The following is a 16,039-nucleotide window of genomic DNA, read 5'->3' on the forward strand; positions in this document are numbered from 1 at the left end:
TCACACCGCCTTGACGGTGCGACGCTAGAGGATACGGAATGACGGAGTTTCGACGCTATGCCATCTACTGGGCGCCCGCGCCCGGTCCGCTGGCCGATTTCGGCGCGCAGTGGCTGGGCTGGGATGCCGCCCGGGGCCGCGACCTGCCGCCGCTCGCCCTGCCCGGCCTGGCCCGCCCGGCCGACAGCCTGACCGAAGAGCCGCGCAAATACGGGTTCCACGGCACGCTGAAGCCGCCCTTCCGGCTGGTGGACGGCGCCACGCCCGAGGGCCTGATGGGCGCGACCGCGGCGCTGGCGGCCCGTCTGGCCCCGGTCACGACCGGCCGGCTGGCGCTGCACCGGATCGGCCGGTTCATGGCGCTGGTTCCCACCGGCGACACCGGCGCGCTGGAATGCCTCGCCGCGACCGTGGTGAAGGACCTCGATCCCTATCGCGCGCCGCTGACGACCGAGGATCTGATCCGCCGGCAGGCGGCGAAGCTGACGTCCGAACAGCGCGACCTGCTGGACCGCTGGGGCTATCCCTATGTGATGGGCGAGTTCCGCTTTCACCTGACGCTGACCGGCCGCGTGGAGGAGGACGAGGCCGACGCGGTCGAGGCAGCGCTGGCCGGGGCGGTGGCGCCCCTCTGCCCCGATCCCTTCGTGGTGGACGAGATCTGCCTGTTCGGCGAAGCCGGGGACGGACGTTTCCATATCCTGCACCGCTATGCCCTGACCGGCGGCACCGCCGCCGCGCCGCAATCCGCCGCGGGCTGAAGCGCCGCCAGCACCGCCTGCACCGCGGCCTCCAGCGGCCCGTCATTGTCGATGCGCAGCGTGGGCAGCCCCTCGGGCAGCGAAAAATCCGCCAGCCGGTCCAGCCGGCGGGCGATGTCCTCGGCGCTTTCGCGGCCGCGCGCGGCCAGCCGGGCGGCCAGCGTGACGGGCCGGGCCGTCACCAGCAGCACCGTCAGGCCGGGAAACACCGCCGCCGCCTGCGCCAGCATCGCCCGCGAGCCGTTGAAGATCACCGTCCCGCCTTGCGCCGCCGCAGCCGCCGCGCCGGCGGGGATGCCATAGCTCAGGCCATGCGCCTGCCAGTCCAGCGCGAAATCCCCCGCGGCGCGGCGGCGGGCGAATTCGGCCTCGGTCACGCCCTCGAAGGGTTCGCCCCCCGCCGCCTCGGGCCGGGTGATGACGCGGCGGACGACATGCAGGTCCGGCCGGGCCGCGGCCACGGCGGCGATCACCGTATCCTTGCCCGCGCCCGAAGGCCCGACCACCGCGAAGACCCGCCCCGCCATCGCTCAGGCGGCTTTCGGGGTGAAGGCGGCCACGTCGACCAGCCGGTCGCAGACCCGCGCCCGGGCCGGTTCGTCATGGAAGATGCCGACGATCGCCGCGCCCCGTCCCTTCGCCTCCTCGATCAGCCGCAGCACCGTCTCGCGGTTGGCGGCGTCGAGGCTGGCCGTCGGCTCGTCCAGCAGCAGCGCCGGATAGTCATGCGCGAAGCCCCGGGCGATGTTCACCCGCTGCTGTTCGCCGCCCGAGAAGGTGGTGGGCGACAGGCTCCACAGCCGTTCGGGGATGTTCAGCCGCGCGAGCAGCCCCGCCGCCCGGGCACGCGCCGCCTCTTCCTCCATCCCCAGGGCGAACAGCGGTTCGGCCACCACGTCCAGCGTCGGCACCCGCGGCACTACCCGCAGGAACTGGCTGACATAGCCCAGCGTCCCGCGGCGCAGGGCCAGGATCTGCCGCGGCTCGGCCCGGGCCACATCCACCCCCGCCACCAGGATCTGTCCCGCCGCGGCGAGGTAGTTGCCCCAGATCATCCGCATCAGCGTGGACTTGCCCGCGCCCGAGGCGCCGACCAGCCCCACGCATTCGCCCGCCGCCACCGACAGCTCGGCCCCCGCCATCACCGGAATGACCGCGCTGCCCTGGTTGTGCAGGGTAAAGGTCTTGGCCACCCCGGCCAGCCGGATCACCGCATCCGTCATCTGCGCTCTCCCGAAATCACAGCCATTTCTTCCACTTGAAGAACAGGTAGGTCGCCACCGCCGACCCCAGCATCATCCCCAGTGCCATCGGATAGCCGAAGCGCCATTGCAGTTCCGGCATCACCGCGAAGTTCATCCCGTAGAGCGAGGCGATCAGCGTCGGCGGCAGGAACAGCGCCGCCACCACCGACACGATCCGCACCGTGGTGTTCTGCGCGAGGTTGATCATCCCCAGCACCGCGTCCACGGCCAGTGCCACGCGCGCCGACAGGAAATCGGCATGCACCGCCAGCGCCTGGATGTCGCGCAGCTCGTTCTTGACGAAGCCCTTCAGCGCGTCGCCCACCCGGCCCGCCGCGCCCGTGCCATAGAAGGTCAGCGCCCGTTCCAGCGTCAGCAGCGCCAGCCGCACCCGGCCGATCATCTCGCCCTGCTGGCCCACCAGTTCCAGCATCTTCTGCAACGCCTCGGGCGGGCGCGCCTCGCCGGGCGAGAAGATGTCGGTCGAGATGCCGTCCAGCACCCGCCCCACCTGTTCCAGCAGGTCCGCCTGCCGGCTGACGATCTCCTCGATCAGGCCGAGGAAGATGCGGTCCGGGTCCGAACAGCCGGCCACCGCCTTGTCCGCCCGGTCGGGAAAGGTCTCGAACGGGCGCGGCGCGTGGTGGCGCACCGTCACCAGCCGCCCCGGCGACAGGATGAAGGTCACGGGTCCCGACACCTGCACCCGCGCCGGCGTCAGCCCGGGCAGCACCACGGTGATGTAATCCACCGCATCCTCGCGGTAGAGCCGGTTCGAGATCTCGATCTCTTCCATGTCCGCCAGCGTCGGCACCTCGATCCCGAGTGCGGCCAGCGCCTGCACCTGATTGTCGAGCGGGCGATAGATGTCGATCCACAGCGCCTCGGTCAGCGAGGCGCCCTGGCCGAGGCGCATCAGCCCCCGCGGACCGGGTTGATAGGCGAAGAGCATGGATCATACCTGCAGCACGGAGGAGACCAGAAGCTGCGTATACCCATGCTGCGGATCGTCAAGCACTTGATCGGTCAGGCCGGTTTCCACGACCCGCCCGCCCTTCATCACCATCAGCCGGTCGGCGAGCAGCCGCACCACCGCCAGATCGTGCGTCACCACGATCGCCGACAGCCCCAGACGGCGCACCAGCCCGCGCAGCAGATCCAAAAGCCGGGCCTGCACGCTGACATCGAGCCCGCCCGTGGGTTCGTCCATGAACACCAGCCGCGGCCCGGTCACCAGGTTGCGCGCGATCTGCAGCCGCTGCTGCATCCCGCCGGAAAACTGGCTGGGGCGGTCGTCGATGCGGTCGGCGGCGATCTCGACCCGGGCCAGCCAGTCGGTCGCCGTCTCGCGGATGGTGCCATAATGCCGCCCGCCCACCGCCATCAGCCGTTCGCCGACATTGCCGCCGGCGCTGACGCCCATGCGCAGCCCGTCGCGCGGGTTCTGGTGGACGAAGGCCCAGTCGGTGCGCGCCAGCATCCGCCGCGCGGGCTCGCTCATCGTCACGGTATCCACCGGCCCGCGGTCGCGGGTGGCGAAGATGACCTGCCCCGCATCGGGCGCCATGTGCCCGGCGAGGCAGGACAGGAGCGTGGACTTGCCCGAGCCGCTTTCGCCGACGATGCCCATCACCTCGCCCGGGAACAGGTCGAAGCTGACGCCGGTGCAGCCGATGCGGGCGCCATAGCGTTTCTCGATGTCGCGGACGGACAGCAGCGGGGTCATCTGGAAAACTCCTGTGCAGGAAGCGGACCTGTCAGGGGACTACGCCCGACCGGGGCGGATGCGGGACGAGGGAACGTGAGGACGGTCATCACGCCACCGCCCCCAGCCGTCCGGCATGCCCCGCCGCGCGGCGGGTCCGGCAATGATCGGTATCCGAACAGACGAACATCCGCCCGCCCCGGTCGTCGGTGATCACCTCGTCCAGATAGGTATCGGACGCGCCGCACAGATCGCAGTCGTGATCGGCCTTCGACGGCTCGAACGGGTGATCCTCGAAATCGAGGCTCACCACCTTTGTATAGGGCGGCAGCGCATAGATCCGCTGTTCGCGCCCCGCCCCGAACAGCAGGATCGCCGGATTGTCGTCCAGCTTCGGATTGTCGAATTTCGGGATCGGCGAGGGGTCCATCACATAGCGGTCCTCGACCAGCACCGGATAGGCATAGGCGGTGGCGATGCGGCCGTGGCGGGCGATGTCCTCATAGAGCTTCACATGCATCAGCCCGTATTCCTCCAGCTCGTGCATCTTCCGCGTCTCGGTCTCGCGCGGCTCCAGAAAGCGCAGCGGTTCCGGAATCGGCACTTGGAAGACCAGGATCTGCCCCTCGGCCAGCGGCGTTTCCGGGATGCGGTGGCGGGTCTGGATGATCGTGGCCTCGGCCGTGGCCTCGGTCGTGTCGACCCCCGCGGTGCGGTGAAAGAACTTGCGGATCGACACGGCATTGGTGGTGTCGTCCGCGCCCTGGTCGATGACCTTCAGCCGGTCCTCGGGCGTCAGGCAGGCGGCGGTCACCTGCACGCCGCCGGTGCCCCAGCCATAGGGCATCGGCATCTCGCGGCTGGCGAAGGGCACCTGATAGCCCGGGATCGCCACGCCCTTCAGGATCGCGCGGCGGATCATCCGCTTCGTTTCCTCGTCGAGATAGGCGAAGTTGTAGTCGTCGGTCACAGCAGGCCCCTTTCGGTCAGCGCGGCCTCCAGCGCCTCGGGCGCGGTGAAATGGATGGCCTCCATCCCCGCCGCCCGTGCGCCCGCCACGTTCTTCGGGCTGTCGTCGATGAACAGGCAGTCCGGGGCCGCCACGCCCGCCCGGGCGCAGAGCAGCCCGAAGATCGCCGGATCGGGCTTCAGCACCCGCTCCTGCCCCGACACCACGGTGACGCCGAAGGCGCTGGCCAGCCGCGGATGCAGGGCAAGCCCCGTTCCCCAGGTTTCGGACGACCAGTTGGTAATGGCATGGATCGGATGCCCCTTGGCGCGCAGCCGGTCCATCAGCGCCCATGTGCCCTCGATGGCCTCGGCGATGGTCAGGTGGTAGGCGGCGGGATAGGCCGCGAACAGCGCCCGATCCGCCGGATCGGGGATCTCGGCGGCGAGGTCGGCGAAGCGTTCGCCGCCATCCGCGCGCAGGTTGAGCGCCGCGAAATCCGTGCGCTGAAGGAAGGCTTCGGCGGCCTCGTGGCTGCCGAGAGGCCCGACGAAGGCCAGATGCGGCTGCCAGCGGACCAGCACATTGCCGATATCGAACACGATGGTCTTCATTCCGCCGCCTCCCCCAGCCCGGCCCGTGCCCGGTCCGCCGCCGCCCGGATCTTGCGCACCAGTTCCATCTCGGACTGGAAGTCGACGTAATGCGGCAGCTTGATATGTTCGAGGAACCCGGTCGCCTGGATATTGTCGGCATGGGACAGCACGAATTCCTCGTCCTGCGCCGGGGCGCCGGCGAAATCCTCGCCCAGTTCCTTCCAGCGCAGCGCCCGGTCCACCAGCGCCATGCTGATCGCCTTGCGTTCGGTCTGGCCGAAGGTCAGCCCGTAGCCGCGGGTGAATTGCGGCGGTTCGGTCTTGGAGCCCTTGAACTGGTTCACCGTCTCGCATTCGGTCAGTTCCACCTCGCCGATCTCGACGGCGAAGCCGAGTTCGGGGATGTCGAGTTCGACCGCGCAGGTGCCGATGCGCAATTCGCCGACGAAGGCGTGGTTGCGCGCATAGCCCCGCTGCGTGGAATAGGCGAGGCCCAGCACGAAGCCCTCGTCCCCCCGGGTCAGCGACTGCAATCGCAGTGCCCGGTCGGCGGGCAGTTCCAGCGGCTCGCGCGTCAGGTCGCGGGGGTCGTCCTCGCCCGGGGCTTCGGCCTGGATCAGCCCGTCCTGCCCGAGGAAGTCGAGGATATGCGGCACGGGCGCCGGTTCGGGTCGCGGTCCGGGGGCCGCTTCGGCCGGCGGCACATCGTCCGGCCGCGCCTCGCCTTCCGCGGCCAGCGCGAAATCCAGCAGGCGGTGCGTATAGTCGAAGGTCGGCCCCAGAACCTGCCCCCCCGGCGCGTCCTTGAAGGTGGCGCTGATCCGGCGGATGCAGTCCATCGCCCCGGTATCGACGGGGCGCGAGCCGCCGAAGCGCGGCAGCGTCGTGCGATAGGCGCGGATCAGGAATATCGCCTCGATCAGGTCGCCCCGCGCCTGCTTGATCGCCAGCGCGGCGAGGTCGCGGTCATAGAGCGAGCCTTCCGCCATCACCCGGTTCACGGCCAGCGCCATCTGCTCGCGGATCTGCGCGACCGACAGTTCCGGCACCGCCGGGTCGCCGCGACGTTCCTCGGCCAGCCAGTCATGGGCGGCGTCGATGGCGCGCTCGCCCCCTTTCACGGCGACATACATCAGGCGGCCTCCACGCGGGTGGTGCGCGGCAGGGCGGCAAGCCGGTCCCCCGCGGTCAGGATGGTGTCGAAGCCCAGCGGGAACAGCGCCCGGTTGGCGGCGAAGGCCGCGACCTCGGGCAGCGACAGCCACGCCGCGTCGCGGATGCCCGGGCCGGTGAGCCGCGCGCCCGCGGGTTCCAGCGCCGGCATCTCGACGATCAGCGTCGCCGACCGGTCGGGATAGTCGGGCAGGCCGACGGCAAAGCGGTCGAGCGGCTGCAACCCCGGCCAGTCGCCAAGGGCAAAGGTCGCCCCTTCCGCCGCGACGATGGGCGCGCCGGTGTGGAAGGCGATCCAGTCTCGCAGCTCGGGCCGGTCATGCGACGGCGCCAGATGCACCGGCGTGGTGCGGTCCGCCAGCGTCAGCAGCACCGCCCCCGCGGCGGGCGAACAGGGCCCGGGCGGCAGCGCCCCGGCCATGGCATGGATCGTGCCGGGCCGCGCCATCGCCTCCAGCACCGCGCGGAAGGCGCGGGCGGCGTCGCGGGCCGGATCGGCGAAACCGCCGGAGAGGCTGCCGGACATTCTGTCGGTCTGCATCAATCCTCTCCCCGGACGAGCGTGAAGAACTCCACCCTGGTGGCTGCCGCCTTGCCGGCCCGCGCCGCCCGCTGCGCCGCCCGGTCGGCGGCCAGCGGGTCCAGCACCGCCGCCTGCATCTCGGCCGCGCGCGGGCCCTGCATCAGCGCATCGACCAGCGCCGCCCGTGTGGCATGGGCGCGGTCCCGGCCCTGCACATAGGCATGGCCCACCTCGCCCGTCGCCAGCCGCAGCGCGCAGCGCGTCACCGTCATCTCGCCCAGGTTGAAGGGCGCGCCGGTGCCGCCGGCCCGCCCCCGCACCATCACCGCGCCGCTTTCCGGCGCCCGCGCCCAGTCATGCGCCGGCAGGTCCAGCGGCGCCAGCAGCGCGGCCAGCCGGTCGGGCCGGCTGCGGGCCAGCAGACCCATCCAGGCGGCGCGTGGCGCCGTATCATCGTCGATCTTGGACATCTTGCCAGGTTGTCGCCATTACTATACAACTAGACAAATTTTTATCCGCCGACCCCGAGTCGCACAAGGCCTTGCTCGGTGAAGATTTGATGACAGGATGATGACATGGCCCGCACCGCGCTCTGGACCGACATCGCCGCCACCCTGCGCGAAGGCATCGTGGCGGGGCAATACGGCCCCGGCGCCAAGCTGCCGACCGAGGCGGAGTTCGCCGCCCGCTTCGGGGTCAATCGCCATACCGTGCGCCGGGCGCTCGCCGATCTGGCCGAGGCGGGGCTGGTGCGGTCGCGGCGCGGGGCCGGGGTCTTCGTCGCCGCGGCGCCGCCTGTGGACTATCCGCTGGGCCGCCGCACCCGGTTCCGCCAGAACCTCGCCGCCGCGGGACGCATCGCGGGGCGCGAGATCCTGTCGCTCGAATCCCGTGCCGCCGACGACCGCGAGGCGCAGGCCCTGTCGCTGGCGCCCGGGGACGGCGTCACCGTCTGCGAGGGCGTGTCGCTGGCGGATGGCGCGCCGCTGGCGATGTTCCGGTCGGTCTTTCCCGCCGCCCGCTTCCCGGACCTGATCGAGACGCTGCGCCGCGAAACCTCGATCACCCGCGCGCTCGCCGCCTGCGGGCTGGCCGACTATACCCGCGCCGAAACCCGGATGACGGCGATGATCGCCACGCCGATGCAGGCGCTGCGGCTGAACATCCGCGAGGGCGACCCGATCCTGCGGACGGTGGCGATCAATGTCGATGCCGCCGGGAGGCCGGTGGAATTCGGCGAGACCTGGTTTGCCGGCGACCGGGTGACGCTGACGGTGACGCCCGAGGACGCCCAGCCGTCTTGACCCCTGCCCCGCGGCCCCGCACCAATGAGGCCCGCGCCGATGCCGTGCCCGGACCAGACAGGAGCCCCGGATGACCGAATTCTGCTTCCCCCCCGCCCCGCAGGTATCGCTGCCCGTCGCCGGGACTGCCGCCCGCTTTCCGGTGCGCCGGGTCTATTGCGTCGGCCGCAACTATGCCGAACACGCGCGCGAGATGGGGCATGACCCGGACCGCGAACCGCCCTTCTTCTTCCAGAAGAACCCCGACAACCTGCTGACCGGGGCCCGCTTTCCCTATCCGCCGGAAACGCAGGACCTGCATCACGAGATCGAGCTTGCGGTCTTGATCGGCCGCGGCGGGCAGGACATCGCGGCGGATGCGGCGATGGCGCATGTCTTCGGCTATGCCACCGCGCTCGACATGACCCGGCGCGACCTGCAGGCGCAGGCCAAGAAGGCGGGCCGGCCCTGGGAGGCCGCGAAGGCCTTCGAGCATTCCGCCCCGATCGCGCCCGCCCTGCGCGCGGCAGAGGCGCCCGGCATCGCCACCGCCGCAATCCGGCTGACGGTGAACGGCACCGTCCGGCAGGAGGCGACCATTGCCGACCTGATCTGGCCGATCCCCGAGGTGATCGCACACCTGTCGAGGCTGTTCGTGCTGGCCCCCGGCGACGTGATCCTGACCGGCACCCCCGCCGGCGTCGCCGCCGTCACCCGCGGCGACCGGCTGGACGCCCGGGTGGAGGGCCTGCCGCCGCTGGATGTGGAGGTGGTGTGAGGGCCCCACACCACCCCCTGTCACACCCGCGATACAGATTCGCCTTATCCACAGGCAACCACCCATCAGAAACGATCCGAGCAGCCCGTCCTTCCCATGTCGGCCTATCTTCCCCCCCTGCGCCTTGTCGGCGCCCAGATCCTGCGCGACGGCGAGATGCAGCGCCGCTCGCTGGCGATCGCCGAGGGGCGGATCACCAAGGGGCCGCTGCCGGAAATCGACATGCACGGCTTCTACCTGCTGCCCGGCATCGTCGACCTGCATGGCGACGCGTTCGAGCGGCATATCGCGCCCCGCCCCGGCGTGCCCTTCGACCCGGTCCACGGGCTCGGCTCGGCGGATCGCGAGGCAGCGGCGCATGGCGTGACCACCGCCTTCTTCGCCCAGGGCTGGAGCTGGGAGGGCGGCCCCCGCGACCCGGCGGCGGCCGAGGCGCTGATGGCGGCGCTGGCCAGCTACCGGCCCCGCGCCCTGACCGATATCCGCCTGCAGATCCGGGCCGAGACGCATCTGGTGGATGCGGGCGCCCGGCTGATCGCGGCGGTGGAGCGGCATCGCATCGGCTATGTCGTCTTCAACAACCACCTGCCCGACGCGCTGGAGATGCGGGCGACGCGGCCGGCCGAATTCGCCGCATGGGCGCGCCGGCTGGGCCGCGACCCCGAGGATCACCTCGCCGCCGTCGAGCAGGCCGCGACCCGCGCGCGCGAGGTGCCGCGCCACCTGTGCCGTCTGGCCGAGGCCTTCGACCGGACCGGCGTGCTCTATGGCAGCCATGACGATCCCGATGGCGAAACGCGCGAGCGGATGTCGATGATCGGCGCGCGCATCGCCGAATTCCCCGTCGCCCGGCAGGCTGCGGCAGCGGCGAAGGCGATGAACGACCCGGTGCTGATGGGCGCGCCCAATGTCGTGCGCGGGCAAAGCCAGAACGGCAATGTCGCGGCGCTGGACCTGATCGAGCACGGGCTCTGCGACGCGCTGGTGTCCGACTACTACTATCCGGCGCTGGTGCGGTCGGTCTGGACGCTGGTGGATCGCGGGCTGCGCAGCCTGCCGCAGGCCTGGGCGATGATCTCCACCCGCCCGGCCGAGATCCTGCGCCTGCCCGACCGCGGCACGCTGGATTTCGGCCGCCGCGCCGACGTGACCGTGGTCAATGCCGAAACCCGCGCCGTCGAGGCGACGATCGCGGGGGGCCGGCTGTCCTACCTCTCCGGCGAAGCGGGGCGGCGATTTCTTGCGGCGCCGCAGGTGATGCGGCTGGCGGCGGAATAGCCCCCGCCCCCGGGCGCGCCCACTCCGTTTCTCGTCGGCAAAATATCCTCGGGGAGGGTCCGGGAGGGGCAGACGGCCCCTCCCGGCCTCACCGCCCGCGCGGAACGGCGACCCGGATCAGAACAGGAAATACCGCTGCGCCAGCGGCAGTTCGCGCGCCGGCTCGCAGACCAGCAGCTCGCCATCCGCCCGCACCTCATAGGTCTCGGGGTTGACCTCGATCCGCGGCATGGCGCTGTTGTGGATCATGTCGGGCTTGCCGATGGTCCGGGTGCCGGTGACGGGCAACACCTCCTTGGCCAGCCCATAGGCCGCGCCGACCCCCTCCGCCGCCGCGGCCTGGCTGACGAACAGCACCGCCGAGCGTTCGACGCTGCGCCCGAAGGCGCCCCACATCGGCCGCGTATGCACCGGCTGCGGCGTCGGGATCGAGGCATTGGGATCGCCCATCTGCGCCACGACGATGGTGCCGCCGATCAGCACCATGTCCGGCTTGGCGCCGAAGAAGGCCGGATGCCACAGCACCAGATCGGCGCGCTTGCCTTCTTCCACGCTGCCGATATGGCGCGACATGCCCTGCGCGATGGCGGGGTTGATCGTGTATTTCGCCACATAGCGCTTCACCCGGACATTGTCGTTGTCGCCCGTCTCCTCGGCCAGGCGGCCGCGCTGCAGCTTCATCTTGTGCGCGGTCTGCCAGGTGCGGGTGATGACCTCGCCGATGCGGCCCATCGCCTGGCTGTCCGAGGACAGGATCGAGAAGGCCCCCATGTCATGCAGGATGTCCTCCGCCGCGATGGTCTCCTTGCGGATGCGGCTTTCGGCGAAGGCAACATCCTCGGGGATCGACTTGTCGAGGTGGTGGCAGACCATCAGCATGTCCAGATGCTCTTCCAGCGTGTTCACCGTGTAGGGCATCGTCGGGTTGGTCGAGGACGGGATCACGTTCCGGCTGCTGACGACCTTGATGATGTCGGGCGCATGTCCGCCGCCCGCGCCTTCGGTGTGGAAGGCATGGATGGTGCGGCCGCCGATGGCGGACAGCGTGTTCTCGACGAAGCCCGACTCGTTCAGTGTGTCGGTATGGATCATCACCTGCACGTCCATGTCATCGGCCACCGACAGGCAGCAGTCGATGGCGGCGGGGGTGGTGCCCCAGTCCTCGTGCAGCTTCATCGCGCAGGCGCCGGCCTTCACCATTTCCACCAGCGCATCGGGGCGGCTGGCATTGCCCTTGCCCGACAGGCCGAAATTCATCGGGAAGGCGTCCAGCGCCTGCAGCATCCGCGCGATGTGCCAGGGACCGGGGGTGCAGGTGGTGGCGAGCGTGCCATGCGCCGGGCCGGTGCCGCCGCCCAGCATGGTGGTGATGCCGGAATGCAGCGCGTCGTCCACCTGCTGCGGACAGATGAAATGGATATGCGCGTCCATCCCGCCCGCGGTCAGGATCCGGCCCTCGCCGGCGATGGCCTCGGTCCCCGGCCCCACGACGATGTCGACGCCGGGCTGGGTGTCGGGATTGCCGGCCTTGCCGATCCGGTGGATGCGCCCGTCGCGCAGGCCCACATCGGCCTTGTAGATGCCGCTATGGTCCAGGATCAGCGCATTGGTGATGACCGTATCGACCGCGCCCTCGGCCCGCGTCGCCTGGCTCTGGCCCATGCCGTCACGGATGACCTTGCCGCCGCCGAACTTCACCTCCTCGCCATAGGTGGTCAGGTCGCGCTCGACCTCGACGATCAGGTCGGTATCGCCGAGCCGCAGCCGGTCGCCGGTGGTGGGGCCATACATGTCGGCATAGGTGGCGCGGGAAAGGCGGACGGGCATTCGGACACTCCGGCTGATCGGTGCGGCTGGTCGCTGCCTTCCGGGTGTCGCCCGCGCGTCGGGGCGAAGTCAAATGCGGGCCGTCCCGGGCGGGGCCGGGGCCGCCCGCGCGTTTCGCCGCTGCCGGTTTAGGTGGCAGATCGCCCGATCCGCGATCAACCGGCAGGCAGCCCCGCCCCCTGCTGCGGGGGCGGGGCCGGGGGTCAGAACGAGCGCTTGTCGCCCGCCGGGCGGGTGCCGGGCGCGGGCAGGCCCGAGGACATGCCCGACGACAGGGCCGACACCGCGTCGACCGTCGCGCCGGCCGTTTCCTGCGCCGCATCGGCGGCATTGCGGCTGACCTGCGCCGCCGTGTCCGCGGTGGCGTCGGCCGCGTCGCGCATCGCCGACGCGCCCTGCTCCGCAGCCTCGGTCATCGTGTCGCCCTGCGCGCGGGCGGTGGCGCCGGCCATGGCGTTGAGCATGTCGATCTGCGACCGCAGCATCTGCTGCCACATATCGAAGGCCTGCTGCCAGAAGGCGAAGGGGGTGGTGAGGTAGCCATACATGTGCGTTCTCCGCTGGTTGCCGTGACGGGTCCGGTCCGGGCCGGGGCTGAACCGGGACCGGGGACATCTGCAGGTTCCGCGGGACCGCGCCGTCGGGACCGGACCCGGCCGCTGCAGCCCTGCAGGACTCAAAGTGCTGCGCCGCCGCGAAGTTCCGCCGCGCCCGCAACATCCGCGTGACCGGCCCGGGGCTGCGCCGCCGCTGCGACATATTGACACGCAACTGCCGCTGTGGCATCGCACGGTCCGCGATGCGGCGGATCGAACGGCCGTCGCGGCGCAGCCCCTATTTGAAGACCGAATTGATAAACCGACGCGCCCGGTGCCGCGCGCGCCATTTCCAGCACGCGCCCGTCCGGCGCCCATGCCAGAGACCGTCATGACCCGTCCCTTCCCGGTGGCCCCGATCGCCGCCCTCCTGCTGTTTGCGATGTCCCCCGCCCTGCAGGCCGAACCGTCGCTGGAACGCGGCGAATATCTCGTCCGCGGCCCCGCCGGCTGCGGCAATTGCCACACGCCTCTCGGCCCAGAAGGCCCGGTGCCCGGCATGGAACTCGCCGGCCGGCTGGTCGAGCAGAGCGCGATGATGACCGCCTATGCCCCGAACCTGACGCCCGCCGGCGCCGCGGCGCAGTGGAGCGATGCCGAACTGGCCCGCGCCATCCGCGAGGGCCTGCGCCCGGACGGCAGCGTGATCGGCCCGCCGATGCCCTTCAGCCTGTATCGCGGGCTTGGCGACGACGATCTCGCCTCGATCGTGATGTTCCTGCGCACGCTGGCGCCGGTGGAAAACCAGACGCCGCCTTCGGAATACAGCTTCCCGCTGCCGCCCGCCTACGGCCCGCCGGTGGACAGCGTGACGCCTCCGCCCGCCGGCCCCACCGCCGAATACGGCGCCTATCTGGCCGGTCCGGTGATGCATTGCATGGAATGCCACACGCCGATGGGTCCGCAGGGGCCGATGCTGGCCACCGACCTCGGCCGCGGGGGCTTTGCCTTCCACGGTCCCTGGGGCACCTCGGTCGCGGCCAACCTGACGCCGCATCCGACCGATGGCATCGGCCGCTACAGCGACGCGGAGCTGAAGGCGATGATCGTCGAGGGCCGGCGTCCCGACGGGTCGCCGATGCTGCCGCCGATGCCCTATGGCTATCTGGCGGCGATGACGCCCGAGGATCTGGAGGCGGTGGTCCTGTATCTGCGCAGCCTGCCGCCCCTGCCCTCGCCGTAAGGCCAGGCCGACGGCGCCTCAGGCCGAGGCGCCGTCATAGGCGACGGGCGACAGCGTCCGCGCGTCCACCCCGTCGAGGCAGTTGACATTGACCGCCACCATCGGCGTGCCGTCCGGCCCGTCGGCGAAGGAAAAGCTCTGGATGCCGCAGGTGGCGCAGAAGCGGTGCGCGATCCTGTGGCTGTTGAAGCGGAAGTCGCTGAGCGCCTCTTCCCCCTCGATCAGGGTAAAGACGGTGCGGGGCGCGAAGGCCAGCACCGCCCCCAGCCTGCGGCAGCGCGAACAGTTGCAGGTGATCGTCTGCGACAGGTCGCAATCCACCTCGAAGCGGACGGCGCCGCACTGGCAGCTTCCGATGTAATGGGTCATCGCGGTCTCCGGCCCCGGGAACGGCCCCTGCGGCCGCGCGATGCCAGCCTAGCCGCAGATGCCGGGCGGGCCAAGCCGCGCCAGACGCCGCATGTTCGATCCGGTCTTGCGGCCCACCGGGCGCAGCGCGGCGCGCACCACCGCCTCGGTGCCGCCGCCGCCCATCGCCGCGCGGCTGGCCGCGAACCATGCCGCCGCCGCCGCCTCGGGCTTCTCGCGGATCATGCGCGCCACCTCCTGCGGGCGCGTCGCCCACATGCCCATCATCCCGAGCGTGCGCATGGTGATGACGGCCTGTGCCTCCATCCCGATGCGCCACAGTTCGAGGCCCACGTAATAGGGGGTGAAGAAGTTGTGTCCGCGTGCCATGCCCGCCTCCGCTGTTGCGGGACCACAACGCCCGCCGCCCCCCCGCAGGTCCGTCACCGACCCGCGATTTCTGCAGTTGCAACATTTCATGCTGCACTGCGGCACGTCAACGGCGCTGCAACGCGGCATAACGTCGCCGGGCGCCCTTGCGGAGTGTGCGGGCGGGCACGGGCGGCTACAGCGCGCCCATCACCTTGCCGTTGAACCCGGTCACCACCCGCGCCCCGCGATAGGGCACCAGCTGCACCTCGCGGGTCTGGCCGGGCTCGAACCGCACCGCCGTGCCCGCGGGGATGTCCAGCCGGTGCCCCCGCGCCGCGTCGCGGTCGAAATCGAGCCCCGCATTGGTTTCGGCGAAGTGATAGTGGCTGCCCACCTGGATCGGCCGATCGCCGGTATTGGCCACCATCAGCCGCAGCGCCGGCAGGCCCGCGTTCAGTTCGATCTCGCCCGCGGCGGGAATGACCTCTCCGGGGATCATCTCAGCCCCCGAAGCCCAGCCACAGGCCCGCCGCCGCCGCGGCCGAGCCGAGCCCGCGCACCGCCCGCGACGATGCCGCCCGCGCCAGCACGACGCCCAGCCCGATCCCGGCCAGATGCAGCGCCAGCGTCGCCAGCGCGAACCCCGCCGCATAGGCGACCAGCCCCGAGGCCGGTCCCTCGGCCCCGTGCGCGTGCCCGTGCGCCAGCCCGAACAGCGCCAGTAGCGCCAGCGCCCCCGGCATCGGCAGCCGCACCGCCAGCGCCACCAGCGCGCCGAGGATGACGATCGAGGCGAGGATCATCGGCTCCACCGCCGGAAGCGGCATCCCCGCCAGCCCGAGCGCCCCGCCCGCCAGCATCGCGCCGACGAAGGCCGCCGGCATCGCCCACAGCGACCGCCCGCCCGCCTGTGCGGCCCACAGGCCCACGGCGACCATCGCCAGCACGTGATCCAGCCCGCCCAGCGGATGCAGCGCCCCGGTCATGAACCGGCCGGCCTCGTGCCCCGTATGGGCCAGCGCCGCCCCGGGGATCGCGGCCAGAACCGGCGCCGCGGCGGTCAGCATGGCAAGCTGTCGTCTCATCTTGTCCCTCGTTCTTCTGTATCGGTCTTCGGTCAGCGGATCGGGTGGTGCACGGTCACCAGCTTCGTGCCGTCGGGAAAGGTCGCCTCGACCTGCACCTCGGGGATCATCTCGGCGATGCCCTCCATGCACTGGCCGACGGTCACGACCTGCGCGCCCGCCTCCATCAGGTCGGCGACGCTGCGCCCGTCGCGCGCGCCTTCCACCACGAAATCGGTGATCAGCGCGATCGCCTCGGGGTGGTTCAGCTTCACCCCCCGCGCCAGCCGGTTGCGCGCCACCATCGCGGCCAGGCTGACCAGCAGCTTGTCCTTCTCGCGCGGGGTCAGGTTCATTCA

Annotated in this window: 21 protein-coding genes; 5 read left to right on the top strand and 16 right to left on the bottom strand. The window is 71.1% G+C overall.

What is annotated here, in order from left to right; genetic code table 11:
• Positions 1-38 precede the first annotated feature (38 nt).
• Positions 39-761 carry a DUF1045 domain-containing protein gene (locus EEY80_RS07500; RefSeq protein ID WP_126975972.1) on the top strand — a complete coding sequence of 241 codons (723 nt, stop codon included), beginning with the start codon at positions 39-41 and terminating at the stop codon, positions 759-761.
• Here EEY80_RS07500 and phnN read toward each other — a convergent pair.
• The 9 genes from phnN to phnG all read right to left on the bottom strand — a co-directional run bounded on the left by phnN (position 710) and on the right by phnG (position 7,421).
• Positions 710-1,288, bottom strand: a complete 579-nt coding sequence (phnN, locus tag EEY80_RS07505; protein WP_126975973.1) for a phosphonate metabolism protein/1,5-bisphosphokinase (PRPP-forming) PhnN — start codon at positions 1,286-1,288, stop codon at positions 710-712. The genes EEY80_RS07500 and phnN overlap by 52 nt on opposite strands.
• Before the next feature lie 3 nt (positions 1,289-1,291).
• Positions 1,292-1,984, bottom strand: coding sequence for a phosphonate C-P lyase system protein PhnL (phnL, locus tag EEY80_RS07510; protein ID WP_407920721.1), 693 nt, complete (start codon positions 1,982-1,984; stop codon positions 1,292-1,294).
• 16 nt (positions 1,985-2,000) lie between these two features.
• On the bottom strand, positions 2,001-2,957 hold the full coding sequence (locus EEY80_RS07515) for a magnesium transporter CorA family protein (protein WP_126975974.1): 957 nt from the start codon (positions 2,955-2,957) through the stop codon (positions 2,001-2,003).
• 3 nt (positions 2,958-2,960) lie between these two features.
• Positions 2,961-3,731, bottom strand: a complete 771-nt coding sequence (gene phnK, locus EEY80_RS07520; protein ID WP_126975975.1) for a phosphonate C-P lyase system protein PhnK — start codon at positions 3,729-3,731, stop codon at positions 2,961-2,963.
• An 88-nt stretch (positions 3,732-3,819) separates the two neighbouring features.
• Entirely contained in the window at positions 3,820-4,680 is an 861-nt protein-coding gene (locus EEY80_RS07525) for an alpha-D-ribose 1-methylphosphonate 5-phosphate C-P-lyase PhnJ (protein WP_126975976.1), read from the bottom strand.
• On the bottom strand, positions 4,677-5,273 hold the full coding sequence (locus EEY80_RS07530; protein WP_126975977.1) for an HAD family hydrolase: 597 nt from the start codon (positions 5,271-5,273) through the stop codon (positions 4,677-4,679). Before EEY80_RS07530 ends, EEY80_RS07525 begins: the two co-directional genes overlap by 4 nt.
• Entirely contained in the window at positions 5,270-6,388 is a 1,119-nt protein-coding gene (locus tag EEY80_RS07535; RefSeq protein WP_126975978.1) for a carbon-phosphorus lyase complex subunit PhnI, read from the bottom strand. The genes EEY80_RS07530 and EEY80_RS07535 overlap by 4 nt, the downstream gene beginning before the upstream one ends.
• Positions 6,388-6,969 (bottom strand): phosphonate C-P lyase system protein PhnH, encoded by a 582-nt coding sequence (phnH, locus tag EEY80_RS07540; RefSeq protein ID WP_164738182.1) that lies wholly within the window; start codon positions 6,967-6,969, stop codon positions 6,388-6,390. The genes EEY80_RS07535 and phnH overlap by 1 nt, the downstream gene beginning before the upstream one ends.
• Positions 6,969-7,421 carry a phosphonate C-P lyase system protein PhnG gene (phnG, locus tag EEY80_RS07545; protein ID WP_126975979.1) on the bottom strand — a complete coding sequence of 151 codons (453 nt, stop codon included), beginning with the start codon at positions 7,419-7,421 and terminating at the stop codon, positions 6,969-6,971. Before phnG ends, phnH begins: the two co-directional genes overlap by 1 nt.
• A 105-nt stretch (positions 7,422-7,526) precedes the next feature.
• On the opposite strand from phnG, the gene phnF reads away from it, so the two are divergent.
• From phnF to EEY80_RS07560, 3 genes are all read left to right on the top strand, one after another.
• Positions 7,527-8,255: a phosphonate metabolism transcriptional regulator PhnF gene (phnF, locus tag EEY80_RS07550; RefSeq protein ID WP_126975980.1), complete on the top strand. Its 729-nt coding sequence runs from the start codon at positions 7,527-7,529 to the stop codon at positions 8,253-8,255.
• A gap of 70 nt (positions 8,256-8,325) precedes the next feature.
• A complete protein-coding gene (locus EEY80_RS07555) occupies positions 8,326-9,012 on the top strand; it encodes a fumarylacetoacetate hydrolase family protein (protein ID WP_126975981.1) in 687 nt (228 codons plus the stop codon).
• Between the two features lie 96 nt (positions 9,013-9,108).
• Positions 9,109-10,290 carry an alpha-D-ribose 1-methylphosphonate 5-triphosphate diphosphatase gene (locus EEY80_RS07560; protein ID WP_126975982.1) on the top strand — a complete coding sequence of 394 codons (1,182 nt, stop codon included), beginning with the start codon at positions 9,109-9,111 and terminating at the stop codon, positions 10,288-10,290.
• 117 nt (positions 10,291-10,407) lie between these two features.
• On the opposite strand, the gene ureC is transcribed toward EEY80_RS07560, so the two are convergent.
• Together ureC and EEY80_RS07570 are read right to left on the bottom strand one after the other, a co-directional pair.
• The gene (gene ureC, locus EEY80_RS07565) at positions 10,408-12,117 is read right to left on the bottom strand and encodes an urease subunit alpha (protein WP_126975983.1); all 1,710 of its coding nucleotides are present in this window, start codon (positions 12,115-12,117) and stop codon (positions 10,408-10,410) included.
• 203 nt (positions 12,118-12,320) lie between these two features.
• On the bottom strand, positions 12,321-12,665 hold the full coding sequence (locus EEY80_RS07570) for a hypothetical protein (protein ID WP_126975984.1): 345 nt from the start codon (positions 12,663-12,665) through the stop codon (positions 12,321-12,323).
• 379 nt (positions 12,666-13,044) lie between these two features.
• On the opposite strand from EEY80_RS07570, the gene EEY80_RS07575 reads away from it, so the two are divergent.
• Positions 13,045-13,896 carry a cytochrome c gene (locus EEY80_RS07575; RefSeq protein WP_235829742.1) on the top strand — a complete coding sequence of 284 codons (852 nt, stop codon included), beginning with the start codon at positions 13,045-13,047 and terminating at the stop codon, positions 13,894-13,896.
• A gap of 18 nt (positions 13,897-13,914) precedes the next feature.
• Here EEY80_RS07575 and EEY80_RS07580 read toward each other — a convergent pair whose 3' ends face one another.
• The 5 genes from EEY80_RS07580 to EEY80_RS07600 form a co-directional block, all read right to left on the bottom strand.
• On the bottom strand, positions 13,915-14,265 hold the full coding sequence (locus EEY80_RS07580; protein WP_126975985.1) for a GFA family protein: 351 nt from the start codon (positions 14,263-14,265) through the stop codon (positions 13,915-13,917).
• Between the two features lie 48 nt (positions 14,266-14,313).
• Positions 14,314-14,634 carry an antifreeze protein gene (locus tag EEY80_RS07585; protein WP_126975986.1) on the bottom strand — a complete coding sequence of 107 codons (321 nt, stop codon included), beginning with the start codon at positions 14,632-14,634 and terminating at the stop codon, positions 14,314-14,316.
• Between the two features lie 175 nt (positions 14,635-14,809).
• Positions 14,810-15,115, bottom strand: coding sequence for an urease subunit beta (locus tag EEY80_RS07590; RefSeq protein ID WP_126975987.1), 306 nt, complete (start codon positions 15,113-15,115; stop codon positions 14,810-14,812).
• Position 15,116: 1 nt separating this feature from the next.
• On the bottom strand, positions 15,117-15,701 hold the full coding sequence (locus EEY80_RS07595) for a HupE/UreJ family protein (RefSeq protein WP_126975988.1): 585 nt from the start codon (positions 15,699-15,701) through the stop codon (positions 15,117-15,119).
• 32 nt (positions 15,702-15,733) lie between these two features.
• Positions 15,734-16,036: an urease subunit gamma gene (locus tag EEY80_RS07600; RefSeq protein WP_126975989.1), complete on the bottom strand. Its 303-nt coding sequence runs from the start codon at positions 16,034-16,036 to the stop codon at positions 15,734-15,736.
• Positions 16,037-16,039: the final 3 nt, after the last annotated feature.

Origin of the sequence: Frigidibacter oleivorans (assembly GCF_003993775.1) — a bacterium.
In the GTDB taxonomy this organism is placed as follows: domain Bacteria; phylum Pseudomonadota; class Alphaproteobacteria; order Rhodobacterales; family Rhodobacteraceae; genus Frigidibacter; species Frigidibacter oleivorans.

Excerpts from the sequence above, each read along its gene's own strand:
- EEY80_RS07500 (WP_126975972.1), top strand. The coding sequence starts at position 39 with ATGACGGAGTTTCGACGCTATGCCATCTACTGGGCGCCCGCGCCCGGT.
- phnN (WP_126975973.1), bottom strand. The coding sequence starts at position 1,288 with ATGGCGGGGCGGGTCTTCGCGGTGGTCGGGCCTTCGGGCGCGGGCAAG.
- phnL (WP_407920721.1), bottom strand. The coding sequence starts at position 1,984 with ATGACGGATGCGGTGATCCGGCTGGCCGGGGTGGCCAAGACCTTTACC.
- EEY80_RS07515 (WP_126975974.1), bottom strand. The coding sequence starts at position 2,957 with ATGCTCTTCGCCTATCAACCCGGTCCGCGGGGGCTGATGCGCCTCGGC.
- phnK (WP_126975975.1), bottom strand. The coding sequence starts at position 3,731 with ATGACCCCGCTGCTGTCCGTCCGCGACATCGAGAAACGCTATGGCGCC.
- EEY80_RS07530 (WP_126975977.1), bottom strand. The coding sequence starts at position 5,273 with ATGAAGACCATCGTGTTCGATATCGGCAATGTGCTGGTCCGCTGGCAG.
- EEY80_RS07535 (WP_126975978.1), bottom strand. The coding sequence starts at position 6,388 with ATGTATGTCGCCGTGAAAGGGGGCGAGCGCGCCATCGACGCCGCCCAT.
- phnH (WP_164738182.1), bottom strand. The coding sequence starts at position 6,969 with ATGCAGACCGACAGAATGTCCGGCAGCCTCTCCGGCGGTTTCGCCGAT.
- phnG (WP_126975979.1), bottom strand. The coding sequence starts at position 7,421 with ATGTCCAAGATCGACGATGATACGGCGCCACGCGCCGCCTGGATGGGT.
- phnF (WP_126975980.1), top strand. The coding sequence starts at position 7,527 with ATGGCCCGCACCGCGCTCTGGACCGACATCGCCGCCACCCTGCGCGAA.
- EEY80_RS07555 (WP_126975981.1), top strand. The coding sequence starts at position 8,326 with ATGACCGAATTCTGCTTCCCCCCCGCCCCGCAGGTATCGCTGCCCGTC.
- EEY80_RS07560 (WP_126975982.1), top strand. The coding sequence starts at position 9,109 with ATGTCGGCCTATCTTCCCCCCCTGCGCCTTGTCGGCGCCCAGATCCTG.
- ureC (WP_126975983.1), bottom strand. The coding sequence starts at position 12,117 with ATGCCCGTCCGCCTTTCCCGCGCCACCTATGCCGACATGTATGGCCCC.
- EEY80_RS07570 (WP_126975984.1), bottom strand. The coding sequence starts at position 12,665 with ATGTATGGCTACCTCACCACCCCCTTCGCCTTCTGGCAGCAGGCCTTC.
- EEY80_RS07575 (WP_235829742.1), top strand. The coding sequence starts at position 13,045 with ATGACCCGTCCCTTCCCGGTGGCCCCGATCGCCGCCCTCCTGCTGTTT.
- EEY80_RS07580 (WP_126975985.1), bottom strand. The coding sequence starts at position 14,265 with ATGACCCATTACATCGGAAGCTGCCAGTGCGGCGCCGTCCGCTTCGAG.
- EEY80_RS07585 (WP_126975986.1), bottom strand. The coding sequence starts at position 14,634 with ATGGCACGCGGACACAACTTCTTCACCCCCTATTACGTGGGCCTCGAA.
- EEY80_RS07590 (WP_126975987.1), bottom strand. The coding sequence starts at position 15,115 with ATGATCCCCGGAGAGGTCATTCCCGCCGCGGGCGAGATCGAACTGAAC.
- EEY80_RS07595 (WP_126975988.1), bottom strand. The coding sequence starts at position 15,701 with ATGAGACGACAGCTTGCCATGCTGACCGCCGCGGCGCCGGTTCTGGCC.
- EEY80_RS07600 (WP_126975989.1), bottom strand. The coding sequence starts at position 16,036 with ATGAACCTGACCCCGCGCGAGAAGGACAAGCTGCTGGTCAGCCTGGCC.